Genomic DNA, 21,355 nt, shown 5'->3' on the forward strand with positions numbered 1-21,355 from the left:
AAAGAAGGTAAGAATATTTATGAAAAAAACAATTGAAGAGATTGATTTTGCAAAAGGAGATGGCCTCATTCCAGTTATAGTACAAGATGTAAATTCAAAGGAGGTTCTCACATTAGCATACACAAATAAAGAATCACTTGCACTAACACAAAAAACAGGAAACTCGTGGTTTTGGAGTAGATCTAGAAACAAGTTATGGATGAAAGGAGAAGAATCTGGAAATACACAAAAAGTAAGAGAGATTCTAGTTGACTGTGACTCTGATGCGATAATTTATCTTGTAGAACCAGCGGGACCTGCATGTCATACTGGTAAAAGAGTCTGTTTTCACAACTCCCTTGAAAAATAAATTATTTACACAAATCAGGTGATATTGCTTTTACTTCAGATTGACCGCCTGGAATCCAATCATTTGTGACATTAAATGATAAGGGATGATAAGGTACACCTTGAAAGATTATTCCCCAACGTCCTACCAATTCTGCTGGAGTACATATCTTCACTCCAACATCTATGGTATTAGGTTTAAAGAATTGATGGAAACTTGATTTGAGTGTACCGTTAAATGGAATGGTATAATAAATATCTCCTTTAGGATCGACTACAACAATTTTACCAGCTTCATTTGGCTTTAAATTGCTTACAACCATAAAGACATATTCATCAAGCTTGTATTGGAATTTGTTTATTGCAAATGGGCCAGAAATATTCTGCCACTGAGCAGGGGCTACGGAAATTTGTTGTTGATTATAATAATAAATTCCACCAGCTATTATGGCAGCTATTATAAATACGGAAATTATTGGACCGGTTTTTTTCTTTTTTTGACCAGCTGTTTTCTTTTTCAATTAGGTGTCTTCCTTTTTATCTCCATTAATATTTTGTTGAAATGTAAAAAATTTAAAATTACCATGAATCTTGGTAATTTTTCAATATTTGATGTTGTTTTTTTGTTGTCTTTTTTGTATTAATGGCAAAAAATCTATTAAATTTTACTGAATAAAGAATGCCTGAAAGTTAAGTAATACTTAACTTCATATTAGGACGTTTTATGTAGTATTTTATAAAGTCAGAATTATCTTGACTACGATAAAATCATTGCAGTGCAGAGAATGCAAAAAAGAGTATGCCCCTACATTCAAGTACATTTGTGATGAATGCTTTGGACCACTGGATGTGCATTATGATTTTCCATCTGTAAACAAAAATACATTTACAAATCGTGAACACACATACTGGAGATATTTTGAACTACTCCCAATAGCAAAGAAATCAAACATAGTTAGCATTGGAGCTGGCATGACTCCTCTGATAAAGGCAGAAAAACTTGGTGAAGCTCTTGGCTTGAATAATTTATATATCAAAAATGATTCTGTAAATCCAACATTTTCATTCAAAGACAGACCTGCAGGAATCGCGGTATCAAAGGCAAAAGAATTTGGTCTTTCTGCTGTGGGATGTGCATCAACAGGAAACCTAGCATCAGCAACTGCGGCTCATGCTGCAAAAGGTGGTTTTCCATGTTATGTGTTTGCACCAAGTGACATAGAACATGCAAAAATCACGCAAGCTCTTGCGTATGGTGCCAATTTTATTGCAGTTGACGGAACATATGATGATGCAAATAGAATTGCGGCGCAGATAGGTGACAGCAAAGGAATTGGAATTGTAAACATAAACATGCGTTCATACTATGTAGAAGGATCAAAGACTTTGGCATTTGAAGTTGCTGAACAACTCAACTGGCAAGTGCCAGACAATCTAGTAATACCTGTTGGGAGCGGAGCAATGTTAAATGCAATATGTAAAGGATTTGAAGAACTAGAAAGTCTCTCTTTGCTAGGTAAAGTTTCTAACATGCACATGATTGCAGCTCAGCCACGTGGATGTGCACCTATTGTTGACGCATTTAAGAAAAATAGTTCTGATGTTATACCTGTAGAAAGTCCAGATACAATAGCAAAAAGTTTGGCAATTGGAGATCCTGGTGACGGAAGATACGTACTAAAAAGACTAAAACAGTACAATGGTTATGCTGAAGAATCATCTAACCGAGAAATTCTTGAGGCCATATTGTTACTTGCAAAAACAGAAGGAATCTTCACAGAACCTGCAGGGGGAGTGGCTGTTGCCGTTTTGAAAAAGATGATAGAAGAAAGAAAGATTGACAAAAATGAATCTACAGTTTGTTATGTGACAGGAAATGGACTAAAGGCAACTGAGGTTTTGATGGAAATTCTGTCAAAGCCTGAAACAATGCAAGCAGATATAGCAAAAATTTCTGCAATGGTGAGATAATTGGCAAGCATAAAGTTCACAATTCCATCTGTTTTAAACAAAGGTGGAGGAGAAAAAAAAGTAGATGTTTTGGCAGTAACACTTTCGGAAGCATTTGCTAAAATTTCACAAACCATGGGAGATGAGTTTCAAAGACGTGTTTTAAACCCAGATGGCACTCCACGCTCTCTTATCAATATCTACATCAATGGAAAAAACATGCGATTTTCTGGGGGAATGCAAACAATACTAAAAGACGGTGATGAAGTTTACATACTTCCTGCAGTAGCAGGAGGATCTGAGCTTTCAAGTAGAGATCTTGATAGATACTCAAGACAAGTCATGCTAGAAGAGATTGGTTATGAAGGGCAGCTTAGACTAAAAAACGCCAAAGTTTGTGTTGTAGGAATAGGTGGATTAGGAAACCCGATTGTTTCAAGACTTGTTGCAATGGGTATTGGAAAAATAAGAATAGTAGATAGAGATGTAGTTGAATTATCTAACTTGCACAGACAGACAATGTTTGATGAATCAGATGTTGGCCAGATTAAAGTTGAAGCTGCAGCAAAGAAACTAAAAAAAATGAATTCAGATGTTTCAATAGAAGCGTTACCTGTGTCTGTAAATGATTACACAGCTTTGGATATAGTAGAAGGATGTGATGTTGTTGTTGATGCATTAGACAGTGTTAATGCAAGATACTCTCTTAACAAGGCATGTGTTGCAAAAAAAATTCCATTTGTTACTGGAGCTGCAGTTGGAATTTCTGGACAGGCATTTACAATTTTACCAAATCAAACTGCATGCTATCATTGTTTATTTCCCGCATTAGATGAAGATTCCATGCCAACATGCAGTACAGAAGGAGTTCATCCGTCAATTCTTTCTATCATAGGAGGAATCGAAGTTGCAGAAGCAGTCAAAATTGTTATTGGAAAAAAACCAAGTCTTGCAAACAAATTGCTTTATGTTGATTTGGATAACATGGAGTTTAGTTCAACCATTTTTTCAAAAGTAGATGAATGTCCCGTTTGTGGAACTGGCAAAAAAGAAGAACTACCAAAAGAAGAACTAATAATAGAAGAGCTTTGTGGCCGTAATAGGGGAAAACGTACATTTTCTATAACTCCAACTCAAATGTTTAATCTTGATGTAACCAAAGTAACAAACAATGCAGAAAAAAAGGGATTCAAAATACAAAATCAGGGAGAGATGGGTTTTTCCATTTCATCAAATGATATCTTTGTAAGTTTCCTTAAACGTGGGTCTGCTGTTATAGTAGGGGAAAAGGACGAAGGATCTGCAATTACGCTATACAAGACACTAATTAGCATATGAAAACAGATTATAATAGATAGTTTTTATAGCTAAATAATAAAATTAAGCGAAATTGTAAAACCTATAACGTAAATATGTGAATTATTCATAAAATTATTGACTGCAATCAAAATTACATGAGAAGATCACAGATAATGAACAAATTGTCCATTATACTTATATATCTAGTTTCAAGCAAAAATTACAATAACTATGTACAACGAAACATTACGTAAAATAACTAGTCTATCACTATTAACAATACTTCTTACAAGCACCGCTGCTTTTGCAATGCCAAACGCATTGCCACAAGCACATGCTTCAACAAATGCAAACTTGTTTGTCTCTGCCGAAAATTCACAGTTCAACAATTACTTTGCAGGTCCACAGGTAATCCAAGTAGTCATATCTGATCCTGATATTCAGAGATTAGATCAGGCTTATGGTGAACCTACTGTAACTGTCAACGGTAAGAAACTGAGAATGGCACAGGCAACAGATGGTAACTGGTATGCTTACTTTGCAGATAGCAAAGAAGCTCAAATTGCTGACTCTACTTCTGGCGCAAAAGGTAAAGGCTTAGACTTTGGTGGCTTTTGTTCATTAGGATCTGCTGTAACCGCAACTGGCGTGGACTATTCGGAAACGAAAGGTATCGCAATTGCAAGAACAACAGGTTCTGGTGCATCAAACGGAACACAAAGTCCAGGTGCTACTGTAGGTACAGTATGTACTGCTGTCACAGGCGGTCAGCTGTCTAACCATGTAATAAGAGAAAACAAAACTCTTAACACACAAGCTCCAGGTAACAAAGCTGGTCAAATTTCTTCTGCATCAACTGCATTCGAATCAGCTTGGCCAGTAATTCAACTCTATGACTTTTCTGGTTTCCCAGCAACTGTAACAGTTGATTATCAAAAAGCAGGTGGAGATCAAATCTCTACATTGACATTTGATAGAATTCCACAAAGTCTAGTAACAAGCTCAATAGACAGAACAGCATATCCAGCAAACTCACAAGTCTTTATTACATTAAATGATCCACAACTTAACGTCGACCCAACAGAAGAAGACTCTTGGACATGGGGTGCAAATGCCACAAACAGTACATTGTACTATATGGCATTCAACAGGAACGGTGCAGCTGACGCTGATGGTACAAAAGGTATGCAGAACTTAATCGGCAACCTTACGAACTTCATGTTCGACCACAACGGCAAATTTACACTAAACCCAGCAGCTCAAGGCGTCAACGTAGTTGACTTCCAAGGAAACGGTAAAGAAAAACTAATCGGAACTCAAAGAGGTCAAACCAATGCAGTTAGAACTAGTTCAATTGGACTAAACTCTGCACCAGTTACCTTTATCGAGTCAGGTGGTGTCAATACCGGTTCCTTTGTAACTTGGGACGGTGGTAAAAAATCAGATCTAGTAACATCAAACACTCTGGCAATCAGAGGCCAATCTGCTACTATAAGATACAATGATCAATCTACAAGTATAGTGGGTGGCTTTGGATTTGCAACATTAACAGAAACAGCAACCAATGGAACATGGGCATCTGGACAAAAGATCCCAATCACACTGGTTGATTCTGATGCAAACCTAAACTCAAAGATTACAGAGCATAGAGACTTGTTCAGACCAACAAACTATCAATCCACAACAGGTGGTTTACCAACAATGACAATTGGAACTCCATTCTCAATTGCAAACGGTGCAACAAATGATATTGTAACCTTTATCAGAAATGCAACCGGCTTTGCACAGAGTGCAATACATGGCCAATCTGTACTTGTAGGAACATTAGCAACTGGTCATACCTCAAACACAACAACTACTACAACTAATGCCGATACAGTAAATATCGAGCATATTGCACTGGTAGGACCAACAACTGGTTCAACTAATAGCACTTTCACAATATCCAGAACTGGTGGTATTATCATAGATTCAGGCAAGACAGTCACTCAACTGTTAAGCACAGTTAATGACGACCTTGCAAATGATACCCAAAAGTTCAGAGGATTCAACTTTATCAACTACGACCTACGATCCCTTGGCACAAATGCCACAGGAGGAGTCGGTAACATCGGCATCTACTTGATTACAAATCCAGCAGGTGGCGGAATTCTGACTTCAACAGGTCACGTAGTTGGAAGTGGTGTAGGATTCAAGTTAACATCAATTGCAAACTCGACTAACCTTCAAGACTTCATAAACTTGAACGGTACAGCCGCGCTAGCAGGAGATGTACATGGATCTAAATTCACACCAGGAAAAGTAGCTAACGGTACACAAATCACTCTTAACCTCTTCCACAACATCGCGAAATCTGCATCAGTTGGTCTGTTCTTCAACTTTACCGGTCCGGTAACACTTGATACAACAGTAAAACCAATTGCAGCAGACTTCTTCTCAATTGGAATCACAGGTGACGGCACTACTGCCCAACAAAGGATCAACAATGCCATCTACAGATGGGAGCTTCAAGAGACAGGCGACAACACTTCTACCTTTACAGGTACGACAGAGTTTGTCATGCTCAACCAGCTAAACATCTTTGATCCAAACACCTACTCTGCATTGAGAGTAATCAACCATGAGGTTTACTTTGCAGCAATTCAAGATATGCTCGGTTCGGAATCTCGCGCACCACAGGCCACATATGAGGACCTGGGAGCTGATGGTCAATTCACGATCCTCTCAGCACAGCAAGATATTCCAACACATACCGGTGTTGTATCATTTGATAGCAAGACATACAAGATTGCAGACACAGTCACTATAACACTAAACGATGCAGATTTGAACGTCAACAATGATCTTGTTGATATCTATACCACAGTAGCTTCGCCATTTACAACAGTAGGTGCAAAATCAATTGCAGCTGCTGGTGTTGATCCAGCAGCCGACACAGTCGGTAAAGCAGGTCTTGGCTTCTACTCTGATGGTAAGACAGCATTTGGACGTCTATTAGATATCCAATTTGGTCAACAAGATGCTAGATGGTCAAACACTGGGTGCTTTGGCGCCAACTTGGCAACTCCACAGGGATTCAACCTTGGATTAGCTGACACTGGCTTTACACTAGTTGAGACTGGTCCATCAACAGGTATCTTCACTGGTACCTTTGAGATTCCAGATCAACTTTGTGACAACTCCAACCCAACAGCAACATCAGTTTCAACCGCAATCTCATCAGTAGGTCTGAACCTTAAGGTCAACTATGTTGACTTTAGAGATGCATCAGGCAAGAAAGTTGAGGTAAGCGACAACGCTGGTGTTAGAGGAAACACAGGTTCTATCACATTAGATAAATCTGTATATCCAGTACCATTTGGTTCTATTGCGACGTCAGCATCTGTATTGAATGACTTTAACATCCCTGCTAGTTCTGTAACCAGTATGAACGGCGTATTCCCATTACATCGTGATACTACCGGCGGCGGTTTGACATCGTCTAACACATTGAACAATGGTGACACAATTGTGCACATCAGAGTCAATGATCAAGACTTTAACATATCAGCAGCAGGTACTGATCACATTGCAACTGGTATCGCAAGAGGTACTGATACAGTGCACGGTCCAGTATGGGCTGTGATTAGCAGACAAAGTTCATCATCATTATTAGCATTTGCTGGAGGCCCGAACGTGATTACCGCTCATGCTGTTATCAAGACAGCACCAGCTAGTCCAACGGCCCCAACAGGTGCTGATGCAGCTAATGCAAGAGATCTTGGTCCAATGACCGAGATTGATCCAGCTTCTGGAATATTCCAAGCAGACTTGCCAATTAGATTCACAGATGGTCCAGCCGCAAACGACTGTCCATCTCCATCTAACTTCCAAGGAGCTAACGGAACATATGCTACAGGCTCTGTCGTAACAGACAGGTTTGATCTAGCACCAGCAGCTGGTACGCACTATTGTGTCAGACAAGGAGACGTACTAACCGTCTACTATAACGACACAAACGATGCATCAGGCCATCAGCAAATAGTAACTGACTCAGCAACATTTGATCTTAGAAACGGTGTATTACAATCCGACAAGTCTGTCTACATCATTGGTTCGGACATGATCCTAACCTTGGTTGAACCAGACTTGAACTTGGACTCACAACAATCCGAGTCTGCACCACTGGATCTCGTAGAATGGGATTCACATGCATTCAAGGGTACAATGGGTCCACTCGGAGCTAATCAGGCTAACTTTGACGCTAAACCTTCAACCTTTGTAGAAACAGGTAAGGACACTGGAATCTTCCAATCAGTAATCAAGATACCAAAACAGTTAGGAACTGGTACAGGTACATTACTTGAGAGAGGAGAACAGATCCACCTAGAATATACTGACTGGGGTCCAGCAGGTTCCAAGACGGTAGGCAAGAATAATCAGGATATTCAACTGACTATTTACACTTCCAACTTTGGAGCAACTGTTGAACTTGACCAGAAGGTATACACATGGACTGACAGAGTTTACATCACAGTAGTCGCACCAGATCACAACTTTGATCCAAACTTAATTGACACCATTGGTAACAATGACTTGAACAAAGTCACTGTATCAACAAGAGGAAACTCCATCTCACCATACAAATTGGTAGAGTCTGGAGTTGACACAGGTATATTCACAGGTTATGTTATCTTAACTGGTAGCGCAACCTTGAAATCTCCTGGAGGTGTCGATGGTGCTGGTACCGAGCCAACAGGCGCCGGTCCATCCGGTGTTGGTCCAACAGACGGCTTCTTGCCATCTGAGGACAGCGACGGTGTATCAGTATCGTTTGAGTTCACAAGAGATCAAACAGTAACTGGCTCAGCCCTAATCCGATGGAACATTGGTGAAATAAAGTGGCTTGAAGCAAGCTATCCAGCTAACGGTCAAGGAGTATTACAAATAGTAGATCCAGACATGAACCTTAATCCAAAGGCAGTAGACAAATTCGACACTAACGTATGGTCTGACTCTGACTCTGGTGGTATCAAACTTACCATGACAGAGACAGGAGAAGCAACTGGAATCTTCCAAGGTACAGTGTACTTTACAACGAACTTCCAGTCTTCAGGTAACAGATTACACGTAGCAGAAGGTGACACAGTCACTGGCGAATACAAGGACAGAACACTGCCCGCTCCATACACACCAGCTGATCAGTTAAGATTGACATCGACAACATTCATTGGAACAGTAGTGCCACCACTCGAAAGAGCACCGGCATCTAACCCAAGAATCGTTGACTCGTTTGGCAATGCATTGACATCAGTCAAGGTCAACCAGCAAATCCAGGTAACTGCAGATTTGACTAACGGCCAAGACAGAGATCAGCCATTTGCATATCTAGTGCAAATACAGGATGCTAACGGAGTTACAGTCTCACTATCTTGGATCACAGGCACGTTAACTGGCGGTCAATCTTTGAACCCAGCACAGTCGTGGACACCAACTGCATCTGGCACATACACAGCTCAAATCTTTGTATGGCAGAGCATTGATAATCCAAACGCACTGTCGCCACCACTATCAACTACAATAACTGTAGCATAGACAAGAAACTTCTAACTTTCCCTTTTTTCCTTTTTTTGAAAACTCCTAACGAAAGTTATAGATAAATAAGAAACTGGTTTTTACGCATGGAAAATTGCTGTCAAAAATTCAATTTTACTGATACTTTGATTTGTAATAAAATAAAATCATCACCTTAAATTATATAGAAACTTGCTAGATCTCTGAAAATCTTCAAAACCCTTAAATAGAAAATTAAAACCACGTCAAATTGATAAATGAAGAGTTTCATTGCAATTTCAGTCGTTTGTTTAGTGGCTCTTGTCATCATACCACAAATTCATTTTGCTAATGCTGCCCTAGGAGGACAAGTTTCAGAAAAACAATATGTCAATATCAGAGCTGAAGTTTGGAATCTCTTTTTCAGAATGACAACAGCTGCCTTTACCGTTGGTGCTGTGGTTTCAGGAACTATGATCTGGCTGTGTTGGAGATTTAGAGAATCACATCCCAAAAATAAAGATTATAGAACCAAATGGGAGCATTTGGATGATCCAACATCTGGAGATCATGCAGGTGGTCATTAGATGAGTCACGATACATCAGAATGGGTTTTTGTTGGAATAGTAATTGCAATTCTAGTTTATGTTGGTGTGGATTCTTGGAATATTGAAAAACTTTTAGAAGATGTTCCCGCAGATGCAGAAACAATCAAGGTGACAGGTCAGCAATGGTTCTGGAGCTTTGAACATGCAGATGGAACAAAAGAAGTCAGCACACTTCATCTCATAAAAGGTCATGCTTACAAATTTGAAATTTATTCAAAGGATGTAATGCACTCTTTTAATATTCCTGATTGGGTTGTGTTTCAAGACGCAGTTCCTGGAAGAGTTAATCATGCATGGTTTTCACCAGATCAAACTGGAACCTTTCCTATACAGTGCAGAGAATATTGTGGATTGTTACATTACAACATGAGAGGTTCACTTGTTGTGGAGGATAGCAAGACTTGAGCAAAAACATTTTATTAACTTTATCCAAAAATAAAGAGGAAACTACATGGTACTAGAGCTACAAAAACCACGACCTGTTTGGCAGATAATGTTTTCAACTCATCACACTGATGTAGGTTATCTCTATATCGTAACAGGCCTTGCATTTTTGATAATGGGCGGTGTCTTGGCACTGATCATTAGAACTCACCTATTCTGGCCTGGACAAGGCGTTTTAATTTCTGACTCTGTTACATTTAACAGAATATTTACTGTTCATGGCACTACGATGTTGTTTTTGTTTGCACTACCGTTTGCTGCAGGAGTAGGAAACTATCTTGTGCCAATAATGGTAAGATACAAAGACATGGCATATCCAAAATTAAATGCGGTTGCATTTTGGATGAATCCAGTTGGCGGTGCACTCATCTGGCTTGGATTTGCTGATGTTACATGGATGGCATATGCCCCCTATTCAGTCATAAGAGCGCCAGGTCCGGCAGCAGACATGTGGATATTTGGATTAAAGATTTTGGGTGTTTCTTCAATTCTATCATCGATTAATTTTGTTGTTACAATTCTAAAGTGCAAGCACCCTGACTTGCCTCTACGAAAAGTACCATTGTTTGCATGGTCAATGTTGACAGTGTCCCTTATGACACTAGTTGCCATGCCAACATTTGCAGCCGCACTTGTCATGCTGCTTACAGACAGATTAGGAGTTTCAGGATTTTTCAATCCGTCAGTGGGTGGAGATCCAATAGCATATTTGCATTTATTCTGGTTTACATTCCATCCCGAAGTCTACATATTTTTGTTGCCTGCAATTGGTATGATGTATGAACTTATTCCAAGATTTTCAAGAAAACCACTCTTCAGTACGGGGTCTGGTGTCTTTGCATTTGTATTGCTTGGTATGATTGGATTTGCATCATGGGGTCATCACATGTATTCAACTGGAATGGACTTTACAACAAAAACTGTATTCATGATTGGAACACTAGCTGCAGTGCCAGCATCAGGAATGCACGTCTTTAACTTTTTGGCAACAATGTGGGGTGGCAGAATTAGATTTGCTGCACCAATGAAATTTGCCGTAGGTGGAATTGCATTATTCTTCTCTGCAGGAGCAGGTGGTGTTCTTAACACTGCAATGCCACTTGACTTTATCACACATGGAACATATTGGGTAGTCGGTCACATGCACTTGTTCCTAACAGGTACAATTGCATTTGGATTTGTCGCAATGATGTACTACATGTTCCCACTAATCACAGGTAGAATGTACAGTGAAAAATGGGCAAGTGTACAATTCATCTTGATGATGTGGGGAACAGTACAACTCTTCTTCACACAGCATATTTTGGGATTAGAGGGAATGCCAAGAAGAATTTATGATTATCCAGCAGATTTCACATCATGGACACAAGGAAACCAGATAGCAACAATTGGTGCATGGCTTTTAGGCGCTAGCTTTGTAATTTTCATAGCTCAGCTAATTTACTATGCTGCAAAGGGCAAGGAAGCTAATATGGACGATCCATTTGGATTGGGTGGAAAGTACTACTATCCATATCAGGCAAAAACGCCACATCACGTAGGATATTGATATGAGTCACACAGAACACGACGCACCAACACTTAGGACATCCCCTAGAAGAATGGGTAAGATGCTTGCAATTATTATTGGAATTCAGATTGTTGGCGGTTTGATATTTTTTACGCATTATGATTTCTGGAACTCTTATCTTCCCATTGCAGGGAAACTACAAGAACAAGGCGAAGCTAAAGCTGGAGCACAAGGAACTGCAACTGGAAAAGAAGTAGATGTTTCTCTAAAATTTGTAGAATCTCCTGACTTTAAGAATTATGGATTTAATGCGCCTGTTGGGCAGACGGGAGCTAATCCTGAAGTAGATGCCAATGTAGGTGATAAGATAGTTTTTGATATCACAAACGGAGGCAAATCATTTCATGCATTTGCAGTTACAGATTCTGAATCAGGACCTGGGCCAGCTATTGATGGCACTACCATCGGTACTGCTGATAATCCAATGAAACCAGGTGCAGAAGGAAAAGTTACATTTGTTCCAGCAAAGGCAGGAGAATATTATTACATCTGTGCAGTTCCAGGACATCGTGAATTAGGAATGGAAGGAAAAATATTAGTAAAAGAAGGAGGAGGAAAAGAATCAAGCTCTGCAGCATCTGGAGCAGCAGTTGCACCAACTGGTAACAAGGTAGAATTTTCTTTGAGTTTTGTTATGAGTGCTGATTTTAAGGATTATGCATTTAATGCACTTACTGGACAACCAGGACACAATCCAGATATCACTGTAAAATCTGGCGACACTGTCACAATTCATATCAAAAATGACAGTACATCATTTCATGCATTTGGTGTAGTTACAGATCCAGAAGATCCAAGTTCTGTTGTATGGAATGCTGCCTATAAGACTCCAGACAATCCAATGAAACCACATGAGACTGGTGATGTTACTTTTGTTGCAGGTGCACCAGGTACGTATCATTACATTTGTACTGTGCCAGGTCATGCTGACTTGGGAATGAATGGCAAGTTTATTGTGCAGTAATTATGCATTTTAAATATCTAGCACTTGCTTCTCTTGTAATTTTATACTCGCTCATGTTTATTGGAGGATACCTACAAGCAAGTGGACAAGGTCTTTCTTGTCCAGAATGGCCATTATGTCCAAGTGGAATTCTTCCGTCTGCAGAATATTTGACAGAGTGGATACATAGATTGGTTGCAGCAACAACAGGAATACTAATTGTAGCAACCGCTATAGGAAGCTGGAAAGTAGCAGGCTCTAATACAAAAATAAGAATTACTGGAACTTTGGCTGGAGTTCTTGCTGTTGCTCAAATTACACTTGGAGCAATAGTGATTGATACTAAACTACATGCTGTAATTGTAGCAATACATAATGGTGCAGGAATTTTGTTATTTGCAATGACTCTTCTTACTACATTATTTGCATTTAGATTAACTAGATCTTCCACAATACAAACTAAGGTTTAGTTTTCATTTTTCGCTTTGTAATTACTGCCCAGATAATTAGTACAAAAGCACTCAAACCGCCTGCAGAAATTACATACAAAAAGATTGGTCCAAAGATGTTTACGGCTGATATGTTAAATTGGTAAGTATACGTTTCACCATTTTTTCCAGCATCGTATAGATCCACTTCAACTACATGGTTTCCCGGTTCGTGAAAAGTATAGGTGGTATCCCATTGACCACTGTCATGACTTTGAGGAGGTATTGTATCAATTAATTTATCATTATAGAAAATTCTTACTCCCATTCTAAAATGGTCGACTTCACTATTTTGTGTATTAAACGAATTAAGATAGTTAGTAGATTGTGCATAATTTAAAACTCTAAATTCAAGTTTGAATGGTTCATTTGCAGCTGGGATTTCAGGTATGGTCGCAACTTGTACCTCATAATTTCCAATTGTCTCGTCATTAGAATTGAATTCAGAGTGTGCACTTGCACTCTGAATTGCAGGAATTATCAGAACACCTAAAAAAAGTAATAATAAAAGACAACCAGATTTTCGCATCGTTTTGTTATACGGTTTTCTTTAATATATTATTACAAGGGTGATTAGATCATTGAAAATTAGCAAAAGCTTTAAATCCAGTCTGACAAGAACGGGGAATGATGACTACTGTTAGTAAAACAATCGATATCAAATCCAAAGTCTCTAACGTCTTTACCTATTTTGCAAGACCAGAACACATCTCTGACCAATTTGAAGAGAGAGTGGGAATGACTGTGGTACCCATGGATGTTAAGGCAGGTATGGGTGTAGGAACTACCTTTAGAGTAATAGGTGATTTTGATGGTAAAAGACTGGAATGGGATTGTGAAACAACAGAATTCATACCAGAACAAAAAATTGCAGCTAAAATGATCAAAGGTCCTTTCAAAAAATGGGACATTGCAGTTGAATTCAAATCACTGGAAGATAACCTAACTAAACTTACCATGACAGTAAATTATGAAATGCCATTAGGCCCACTGGGCAGCATTTTAAACAAAATTAAATTTGCAAAGACAGCAGAAAAGGGAATGGAAACTGCTCTCTACAAAGTTAGAGGACTCTTGGAAGGGAATGGTTCAATTCCAGTGTACATTACACTTGATGCGTATAGAAAACTTTTAGAGGAAAAAGCAAAAATGAACAACGCACCAGTTTCTACCGTCTTGACTAAAATATTAGAAAAATACTCTCAAATTGAGACAGTTAAAAACTAAAAATTAATTTTATTTCAACTCAAGTTTAAATAACGAACTTTGTGTTTCCTATTTTGCGGGTCTATGGCTCAGCCAGGTAGAGCGAGGGACTCTTATGCTCTTTCAGAGAAATCCCTATGTCGTGGGTTCAAATCCCACTAGACCCGCTAATTTAGAAAAAATATTCTAATGCATACATTGACAGTTTACCAATTTTGTATCAAAAGTACAATCATGAGGACCATCTGACCTTGCATCTATGGGAATATCTTTCATACATTCATCATGTCGTCCCTTTTTACAAAACCAACAAATTTTTGTAGGATCATTTTGAGAATTTGTTTCCATAAGAATCTCTCAAATCAAAATACAGCTACATCGCCTGGAGCAGGAGAATGTTCGTGGCTATTTTTGTGATATTCGATAAATTCTTTATGTGTTACCTCTTGATGTTTTCTTAATTCTTCAATATTTTCAAAAGTTTCGTTACAAAGATAACATTTTGGTTTGTGTTGATCAACCATTGATAATACCATATCTGAAATGTCTGTGTTGTTGTAATTGAATCTTTCAGATATGATTTTGTATCACTTGCGTCTCAAATTGGAGTTAGCCATTTTGAGAATCTTTTAGCTTTTCCCATGGCTACACTCAAAAAGGCATTTTGAAGCTTTCGTGTTATCTTACCAGGTTTCCCGTCTCCGATTGTTATGTTGTCAATTTCTGTTACCGATTTTACCTCTGCGGCTGTTCCAGTCATAAATACTTCATCAGCAACATAGAGATCCTCTCTATCGATATTAGTTTCTGTTATTGAAATCTCATCAGCACTAGCTATTTTGATGACACTGTCTCTCGTTATACCATTTAATATGCCAGCACTTAGCGGAGGAGTAAATATTTCGCCATTATTTACAAGGAAAATATTTTCTGCACTTCCTTCTGAGATTTTGCCATTATAATTTAACATTATAGCTTCATCATAGCCATCTTTTAGCGCTTCTACTCTGGCAAGTGCAGCATTTGCATAGTTCGAGGCAGCTTTTGCTTGCATAGGTTGGGATCTAGAATCTATTCTTAACCAACTTGAAACTTTACATCTTGCCCCATGTACTTTTCCTGCACTTGATTCACCAAGTTTCCATTCCCAACATGCAATAGCAAGATCAATCTTATTTGGAGTCGGAGTTAAACCAAGTACTCCATAACCATAATAAGCAATGGGTCTGATGTAACATTCTTTTAACTTACTTGCCTTTACTGTTTCTATTATTGCTTTAGAGATTTCATTTTTTGAATATGGTAATTTCATAGAATACATTTTTGCTGATTTGAATAATCTATCAACATGTTCTGGTAATCGAAATATCATAGAACCTTTTGGTGTGTTATAGCATCTAATTCCTTCAAAGACTGCTGTTGAATAATGTAATGCATGGGTAAGAACATGTATTTTGGCATCCTTGAATGGTACAAGCTTACCATTCATCCAAATTTTTCCTTGTTCTTTCATAGAAAATGACACGGAGTCTGGTAATTTAAAGAATTAATTAGAATTTAGTACTAGACAATATTTGAAATCACTGTTTTAATTTTATAATTGAAGCCTAATTTCTTTAAATTTAAGTCTGAGATTTTATTCCTATGAACTCAATTCTCTCTTTGTTGTGGTATCTCTTCTGGTGTATGCCTAATTGGAAATGGATTTGAGATGAGAAAAATTTGTTTATCTATAGCAAAGGACGAGAATTAACCTCAAAAAATGTTTTCTTGAATAAAAATATAACTGGAAGTGATATGTGTCCTGATTGCAGTGGCTCTCATCTTGTGGATTATTACTAGTAATACTAATGGATCTATATAGATCAGGTCTAAATATTGCTGATGTGTATATACGATAGCGCGTGTTTTGGGTAACGCCGGGCTGATTCTAGATACGAGGCCCAAGAATAAACCCACTTTGACTTCTATAGGTATAGGCTTGTAGGGGTCAACTGCTTAAGCTAAATATCAGTTGTTTTCAAAATAAAATAAATCCAGTAATTATTCCTGCATTAAATTACTAAAAGCAAGAATTAACTAGTGTCATTTCATTTGTTTCAGTATGGTTAAAAGAAAAACAGGTAAGCATATGAGAATTGCAGACCAGCATGCTGTACGTAGAAAAAGAAAGAAGTAACCTTCAATTTTTGTCTCTATACAAACTTGATTTTTGATCTTTCATTATGTACTGTACGAATAGCTTTTTCTATGTTATCTCCAGTATCCTCTATTACTATTATAATTCGTGAAGTCTCTTCTTGAGCATCCATGTTTAGTATGTTTAAACCAGCTTCACCTATCTTAGAGCTAGCTTTGGATGCAATCTGTTGTACACGCCACATCTCATCTCCTATCAAAGTAATAACGCCTCTATTGTAAGTAATTGAAGCTAACGAATCAAACGCGAGAATGTATCTCTCATTTCGTTTTACATAATCTGCATCAAGAAACAGTACTCTAGTAAATTCTATACCATCTTTTGTATAGGGAGATAAAATTACAAATTCATTATACCTCTTGTCCTTTTCAAGGGACTCAAACAAACTTTGTGCAGAAACACTTTCTATTCGTAATATTGCACAGTTCTTTTTCCCTGTAACTATCTTAAGAGGATGACCATTTTTTTTGCTAGGATTTCTCTCAATAGTAGTAAGTTTTTCAGGTTTATTCATATCAGTTATTATTATTGGCATATCTACACCATTTTCCACAATCTCTTTTATCGCAATTGGATCCAGGATTTTCATTCCAAACATACCTGCAATTCTAGCTTCATTATACGAAAGTTGTCCAATGCCTTCTAATTCTTCTTTTACAATTCTTGGATCGGCAGAAAGAACCGCACTATCCTTTTCAAAATCAATTTTAGTATGATATTTTTTACTAAATAATATGCCAAGATCTGCAGCAGTTCTGTCTGAACCTCCTCTTTCATAGGTAGTTTCTAATCCATCAATAGTTTTTCCAATGAATCCTCCAATAGATAGTACATCATTTTTTTCTAGTAGTGCTTCTATGGCATTTACATTTTGAGAAGATTCTGCAACCAGAAAGTTTGCTGACTCTATATTTTTGTCAGTTATGATTGGCCACGTCTCAAATTCTATTACATCTGATTTAATTCCTGAACTTTTTAGAACATAATTCATTACATGTGACATGAGTATCTCTCCAGAATATGCAAGAACTCTGGATCTTGTTTCATATGCAAATTCTTTTTTTTGTATAGCTATATTCAATGCATTTGATGATTTTTCCAACAAGGAACCAATTATTTTTTTACAATCTTCTTGGTATTTCTTGTCTACAAATTCTAATATTTTCTGATATGGTTTTTTTAATTCCTCTATGTTTACTAGATTTCCTTCTTCTGCTTTTTGACCGATTTTTAAAGCAATGTCTGTAAGGGATCTTTGTTTATTGTCATGTTCAGTTAAAGGAGCAGAAAAGACAGCAATTACTTTGGAATCTTTTTTCAATTCATTAATGCGCTTTATGATAAGAGGTATTTGTTTACCATCAATTCCTATCGCACTTCCACCAAACTTTGCAATTACTAGATTTTTCAAAACTTAATTACAGCTCTCAAAATCCGTGTATAAAGTTTGGGTAAACTATGAACTCAAATGTGATTGAATTCAGATAAATTATACGCATTCCTTAAATCTGGAATTTAGACTAGTATATTATGTCATTTGTGATAAATTTTGAGGATGAATTCAATTGAGTGACCTTATACAAGGTGAACTATTCAAAGACAAAAATACAAATCATATTCTGCAATATGTTCCGGAGATAGGTTTAGTGCATAATGAATCATTATGTAAGGAAATAACTGGCTGCATTAATTTTCAACAAAACAATTAAAATCATAATATCTTTTTGATCAGGTTTGCAGCTTTTTGAGCACCATCAAAATTTATTTGAATCCTTTTTTCATTAATTTTTTCTGGAATCAAAGACTCTAAAAGGGAAAGATCATCAAAAGAAAAACCTACTTCCTTTGCATTTTCTTCTTGTTCAAAATGTCCCTTTATTGGTATGAAAATACCTGGGGTTCCATAATGTTTAGATTCATCAATTGTTGATTTGCCTGCAAGAGAAATTATCAAATCTGCAGCATAAATGATTTCATGTAAATTATTTACAAAACCGAGATTTCGTATCTTATCATTATAAATTTTTAATGACGGTCCAGAAACAATGACAAGTTCTGCATCTAATTTTATTTTTTCAAAGACATCAATTACTGCATCAATTAAAAATTTACCTGCATTTGTTCCTCCTATACTTACAACAATTGTTTTTTTATTGAACAAAAATTTCTTTCTTAATTCCTCCCTTGTCCGTATAATGCTTCTTACTATTGGTCCAACTCTTACAATGTTATCTTCATTAGGACCATTTTCAGGTAAAATTACAAGATCACATTTTTGAATTATCTCTTTCATTGAACGATTCATCTTTTTTTCAATTAAAGATCCAATTCCACGTACAAATCTTGTTTCTAAAATATCTGTAATCAATATTGTTCTTAGTTTTTTTCCCTGTCCTATTGTGAGTGATGCAAAATCCTCATCACTAACTATGAGATTTGGTTTTTCCCTTTCTATTATATTTGATGATATAGCCTTACATTCCTTGTAATATGAATAATATTTAAAAAGCCAATTTAATGGATTTTGTAATTTACCATTATTGACTGCAAAAGGAGGAGGATGATACAAGTCTTCTATATCAAAACTATATTCTGAAAATAATTTTGATCCTCCTTCACCACTGATAAATTTTATAGAATTTTTATCAAGATATTGAGCAATAGCTATGTCTCGTGTTGCATGTCCAAGACCTATTGGACTTGAAAAGAAAACTATCTTATTCATATTTTGAATTCAATTGGTGATAATTTCTGCGTTTTTCTTTTCATATAAAATTCTCAAAGTTTAAATGCATTTCTAATTGGAATTTGCTTGGGTTCATAGTCCAGCCGGTTATGACGTCGCCCTTACACGGCGAAGATCCAGGGTTCGAATCCCTGTGGACCCATACTTCATGCAGTATGAATTCCCATCGAAAAATGACTGAATTTTTCATTTTTGGAGTAGTGATTTTTGTTTGTGGTATCTATGTGAACATCTCAGATAATTTTCTAATGATTATATCATGTCCATAAAATACATGTAACGAACAATACTCCTTTATCATTTTTTCAATAGATTTATCATTAAAGTATTTTTCATTGTATCTCCCAAATGATTTGTTACAGTTACGACAGTATATCTCCTTCAAATTCACATCAATTTTTCTTTTTTTTCATAACTGGTTAACTCCCACTTGCTTCGGAATCTATCATTATGTAATTTGCAGTTGGAATCGGTTCAATGTATCTGATTGTCTTTTTTGGAAAATTATCCAAAATGATATTAAATATAATTTCTCTTAACGTTTCTGGAACTCCAATTAAAACATTATCTCTTGTTAAAATTTTTAATGAGTTATTTACTATTTCTGACTCGGATTTGTTTGAACGTATTTCACTTACTATGTGTGCACAATATGCCAACAAGGCTTCATTGACGTTTAGTTTCAAATTTTTTGCAAGTTTGTCCTTAACTAATTCTACAACATTGTGAAAAATTGCATCATCTTCGTTTCTGAATTCAAACAATATCGTAAAGGAAAGATCTGATTCTCCCTTTACCACCATCTCGATTTTAATCAATTTCTTTTTGGAATCTTTGCTTTTGGACCGTTTCCAAAGTCATAAGTATGATTTTTTCCACGATATGCATTTGGTCGTATCGGTTTGCCTTCAGTTTGGCCTTTCTTAGTAAGAGATAATCCTGCGAGAAGTTCTACAATCAATCTGTTTGCCAAGCCTGATGTAATTCCTCCATTGTAAGAGTTCCCATCACTTACATCATAGTTTGGTGCAACTTCTACAAGATCAAATGCAAACTTGTCTGGATCAAATGATGTGGAAAGCAACCTCATCAATCTCATCCCTTCTCTTGATGTCAAGCCGTTTGGTTCAGGCTCTCCTGTTCCTGGAGCATATGCTGGATCAAATGTATCAATGTCCCAGCTGATGTATACTGCATCTACGTTATCATTAGCCCTATCTGCCGCTTCTTTTGCAATCCTATCGATTCCTAATTCCTCTACATCTAGCATGGTAAACCATTGAAAGTCTTGATCTGCCATCCACTTGTATAGATCTGGTCCAGGCCAATATCCACGAGGTCCAATTAGTGTGTAATTCTTTCCTTTAAGACATCCTAATTCCATTATTCTTCTAATGTGAGCCCCATGGTCATACTTGAAACCGCATAGACCTTGTGGTGCACAGTCAGCATGTGTATCAATGTGAATCATTCCTATGTTTTTGTATTTTTTTGCAAATGCTCGTACATTTGCAAAAGTAATAGAGTGATCACCACCAAGCATGACTGGGATTCCATCAACATCTAATACTTCTTTGACTTTGTCAGTCATTCTTCTATGGGATTCTACTACATCACCTGGTGAAATATTGACATCTCCATAATCAACTGTCCTGAAAACTCCAAATGGGTCAACGCCAGTTTCGATGTTGAAATGTTCGTATGGAGGAGATGGTACGGTAGAAGCTGCTCTTATAGCTCTTGGTCCATATCTAGCACCTGGTCTGATAGTTGTTCCAAAGTCAAAAGGTTCACCTATTATTGCTACATCAGGTCGTACTTTTTCTAACTCGGCTTTACTTCTTAACCAAGGTAATTTCAAGAACGTTGGTATACCAACAAAAATCGGTTCGTCATTACCCTTGTATGAATCTCCATAAAATTCCATTCCCATATTTATCGATTTAGTAATAGATTAGTATCTACTTAAATTTGTCTAAGTAATCTACGTTTTTGAATGGTTCTGCAGTAGAACTTTTTCGTATTTGATTTTTGAATTATTG

The 21,355-nt window shown here is 37.1% G+C and carries 18 protein-coding genes and 2 tRNA genes; 12 read left to right on the forward strand and 8 right to left on the reverse strand.

The genetic code is table 11. The features are described from left to right. Positions 1–19 precede the first annotated feature (19 nt). Entirely contained in the window at positions 20–349 is a 330-nt protein-coding gene (hisI, locus tag VEU72_07150; GenBank protein HYL66916.1) for a phosphoribosyl-AMP cyclohydrolase, read from the forward strand. Between the two features lies 1 nt (position 350). Here the strand turns inward: hisI and VEU72_07155 are convergent, their stop codons facing one another. Continuing rightward, complete coding sequence (locus VEU72_07155) at positions 351–848, reverse strand: hypothetical protein (GenBank protein ID HYL66917.1); 498 nt, start codon at positions 846–848, stop codon at positions 351–353. Positions 849–1,077: 229 nt separating this feature from the next. On the opposite strand from VEU72_07155, the gene VEU72_07160 reads away from it, so the two are divergent. The 8 genes from VEU72_07160 to VEU72_07195 all read left to right on the forward strand — a co-directional run bounded on the left by VEU72_07160 (position 1,078) and on the right by VEU72_07195 (position 13,143). After that, positions 1,078–2,298, forward strand: a complete 1,221-nt coding sequence (locus tag VEU72_07160; protein HYL66918.1) for a threonine synthase — start codon at positions 1,078–1,080, stop codon at positions 2,296–2,298. After that, entirely contained in the window at positions 2,299–3,615 is a 1,317-nt protein-coding gene (locus tag VEU72_07165; GenBank protein ID HYL66919.1) for a ThiF family adenylyltransferase, read from the forward strand. Positions 3,616–3,807: 192 nt separating this feature from the next. Then, positions 3,808–9,150 (forward strand): hypothetical protein, encoded by a 5,343-nt coding sequence (locus VEU72_07170; protein ID HYL66920.1) that lies wholly within the window; start codon positions 3,808–3,810, stop codon positions 9,148–9,150. A 272-nt stretch (positions 9,151–9,422) separates the two neighbouring features. Further along, positions 9,423–9,695: a heme transporter CcmC gene (locus tag VEU72_07175; GenBank protein ID HYL66921.1), complete on the forward strand. Its 273-nt coding sequence runs from the start codon at positions 9,423–9,425 to the stop codon at positions 9,693–9,695. Continuing rightward, positions 9,696–10,121 carry a hypothetical protein gene (locus tag VEU72_07180; protein ID HYL66922.1) on the forward strand — a complete coding sequence of 142 codons (426 nt, stop codon included), beginning with the start codon at positions 9,696–9,698 and terminating at the stop codon, positions 10,119–10,121. It begins immediately after the preceding gene. 46 nt (positions 10,122–10,167) lie between these two features. Next, the gene (locus tag VEU72_07185; protein ID HYL66923.1) at positions 10,168–11,709 is read left to right on the forward strand and encodes a cbb3-type cytochrome c oxidase subunit I; all 1,542 of its coding nucleotides are present in this window, start codon (positions 10,168–10,170) and stop codon (positions 11,707–11,709) included. Position 11,710: 1 nt separating this feature from the next. Continuing rightward, entirely contained in the window at positions 11,711–12,694 is a 984-nt protein-coding gene (locus tag VEU72_07190) for a cupredoxin domain-containing protein (protein ID HYL66924.1), read from the forward strand. A gap of 2 nt (positions 12,695–12,696) precedes the next feature. Further along, entirely contained in the window at positions 12,697–13,143 is a 447-nt protein-coding gene (locus VEU72_07195) for a COX15/CtaA family protein (GenBank protein HYL66925.1), read from the forward strand. On the opposite strand, the gene VEU72_07200 is transcribed toward VEU72_07195, so the two are convergent. Then, the gene (locus tag VEU72_07200; GenBank protein ID HYL66926.1) at positions 13,133–13,690 is read right to left on the reverse strand and encodes a hypothetical protein; all 558 of its coding nucleotides are present in this window, start codon (positions 13,688–13,690) and stop codon (positions 13,133–13,135) included. The two genes, VEU72_07195 and VEU72_07200, sit on opposite strands and share 11 nt — an antisense overlap. A 101-nt stretch (positions 13,691–13,791) precedes the next feature. Between VEU72_07200 and VEU72_07205 the strand changes: the two genes are divergently transcribed. Continuing rightward, a complete protein-coding gene (locus VEU72_07205) occupies positions 13,792–14,388 on the forward strand; it encodes an SRPBCC family protein (GenBank protein HYL66927.1) in 597 nt (198 codons plus the stop codon). A gap of 57 nt (positions 14,389–14,445) precedes the next feature. Beyond that, positions 14,446–14,534, forward strand: a tRNA-Lys gene (locus VEU72_07210). A 195-nt stretch (positions 14,535–14,729) separates the two neighbouring features. Here the strand turns inward: VEU72_07210 and VEU72_07215 are convergent. The 4 genes from VEU72_07215 to VEU72_07230 form a co-directional block, all read right to left on the reverse strand. Further along, a complete protein-coding gene (locus VEU72_07215) occupies positions 14,730–14,891 on the reverse strand; it encodes a hypothetical protein (GenBank protein ID HYL66928.1) in 162 nt (53 codons plus the stop codon). Positions 14,892–14,965: 74 nt separating this feature from the next. Continuing rightward, positions 14,966–15,880 (reverse strand): branched-chain amino acid transaminase, encoded by a 915-nt coding sequence (locus VEU72_07220; protein HYL66929.1) that lies wholly within the window; start codon positions 15,878–15,880, stop codon positions 14,966–14,968. Between the two features lie 682 nt (positions 15,881–16,562). Continuing rightward, complete coding sequence (locus VEU72_07225) at positions 16,563–17,978, reverse strand: aspartate kinase (protein ID HYL66930.1); 1,416 nt, start codon at positions 17,976–17,978, stop codon at positions 16,563–16,565. Between the two features lie 300 nt (positions 17,979–18,278). Beyond that, positions 18,279–19,292, reverse strand: coding sequence for a glycosyltransferase (locus VEU72_07230; GenBank protein HYL66931.1), 1,014 nt, complete (start codon positions 19,290–19,292; stop codon positions 18,279–18,281). Positions 19,293–19,381: 89 nt separating this feature from the next. Between VEU72_07230 and VEU72_07235 the strand changes: the two genes are divergently transcribed. Then, positions 19,382–19,455, forward strand: a tRNA-Val gene (locus VEU72_07235). 277 nt (positions 19,456–19,732) lie between these two features. On the opposite strand, the gene VEU72_07240 is transcribed toward VEU72_07235, so the two are convergent. Together VEU72_07240 and VEU72_07245 are read right to left on the reverse strand one after the other, a co-directional pair. Then, entirely contained in the window at positions 19,733–20,131 is a 399-nt protein-coding gene (locus VEU72_07240) for an urease subunit gamma (protein HYL66932.1), read from the reverse strand. After that, entirely contained in the window at positions 20,128–21,246 is a 1,119-nt protein-coding gene (locus tag VEU72_07245; GenBank protein HYL66933.1) for an agmatinase family protein, read from the reverse strand. Before VEU72_07245 ends, VEU72_07240 begins: the two co-directional genes overlap by 4 nt. Positions 21,247–21,355 lie beyond the last annotated feature (109 nt).

It is taken from the genome of Nitrosopumilaceae archaeon (assembly GCA_035631875.1).
In the GTDB taxonomy this organism is placed as follows: domain Archaea; phylum Thermoproteota; class Nitrososphaeria; order Nitrososphaerales; family Nitrosopumilaceae; genus TA-20.

Coding starts and splice junctions, on each gene's coding strand:
- hisI (HYL66916.1), top strand. CDS start 20: ATGAAAAAAACAATTGAAGAGATTGATTTTGCAAAAGGAGATGGCCTC.
- VEU72_07170 (HYL66920.1), top strand. CDS start 3,808: ATGTACAACGAAACATTACGTAAAATAACTAGTCTATCACTATTAACA.
- VEU72_07180 (HYL66922.1), top strand. CDS start 9,696: ATGAGTCACGATACATCAGAATGGGTTTTTGTTGGAATAGTAATTGCA.
- VEU72_07185 (HYL66923.1), top strand. CDS start 10,168: ATGGTACTAGAGCTACAAAAACCACGACCTGTTTGGCAGATAATGTTT.
- VEU72_07190 (HYL66924.1), top strand. CDS start 11,711: ATGAGTCACACAGAACACGACGCACCAACACTTAGGACATCCCCTAGA.
- VEU72_07195 (HYL66925.1), top strand. CDS start 12,697: ATGCATTTTAAATATCTAGCACTTGCTTCTCTTGTAATTTTATACTCG.
- VEU72_07200 (HYL66926.1), bottom strand. CDS start 13,690: ATGCGAAAATCTGGTTGTCTTTTATTATTACTTTTTTTAGGTGTTCTG.
- VEU72_07205 (HYL66927.1), top strand. CDS start 13,792: ATGACTACTGTTAGTAAAACAATCGATATCAAATCCAAAGTCTCTAAC.
- VEU72_07215 (HYL66928.1), bottom strand. CDS start 14,891: ATGGTTGATCAACACAAACCAAAATGTTATCTTTGTAACGAAACTTTT.
- VEU72_07220 (HYL66929.1), bottom strand. CDS start 15,880: ATGAAAGAACAAGGAAAAATTTGGATGAATGGTAAGCTTGTACCATTC.
- VEU72_07230 (HYL66931.1), bottom strand. CDS start 19,292: ATGAATAAGATAGTTTTCTTTTCAAGTCCAATAGGTCTTGGACATGCA.
- VEU72_07245 (HYL66933.1), bottom strand. CDS start 21,246: ATGGGAATGGAATTTTATGGAGATTCATACAAGGGTAATGACGAACCG.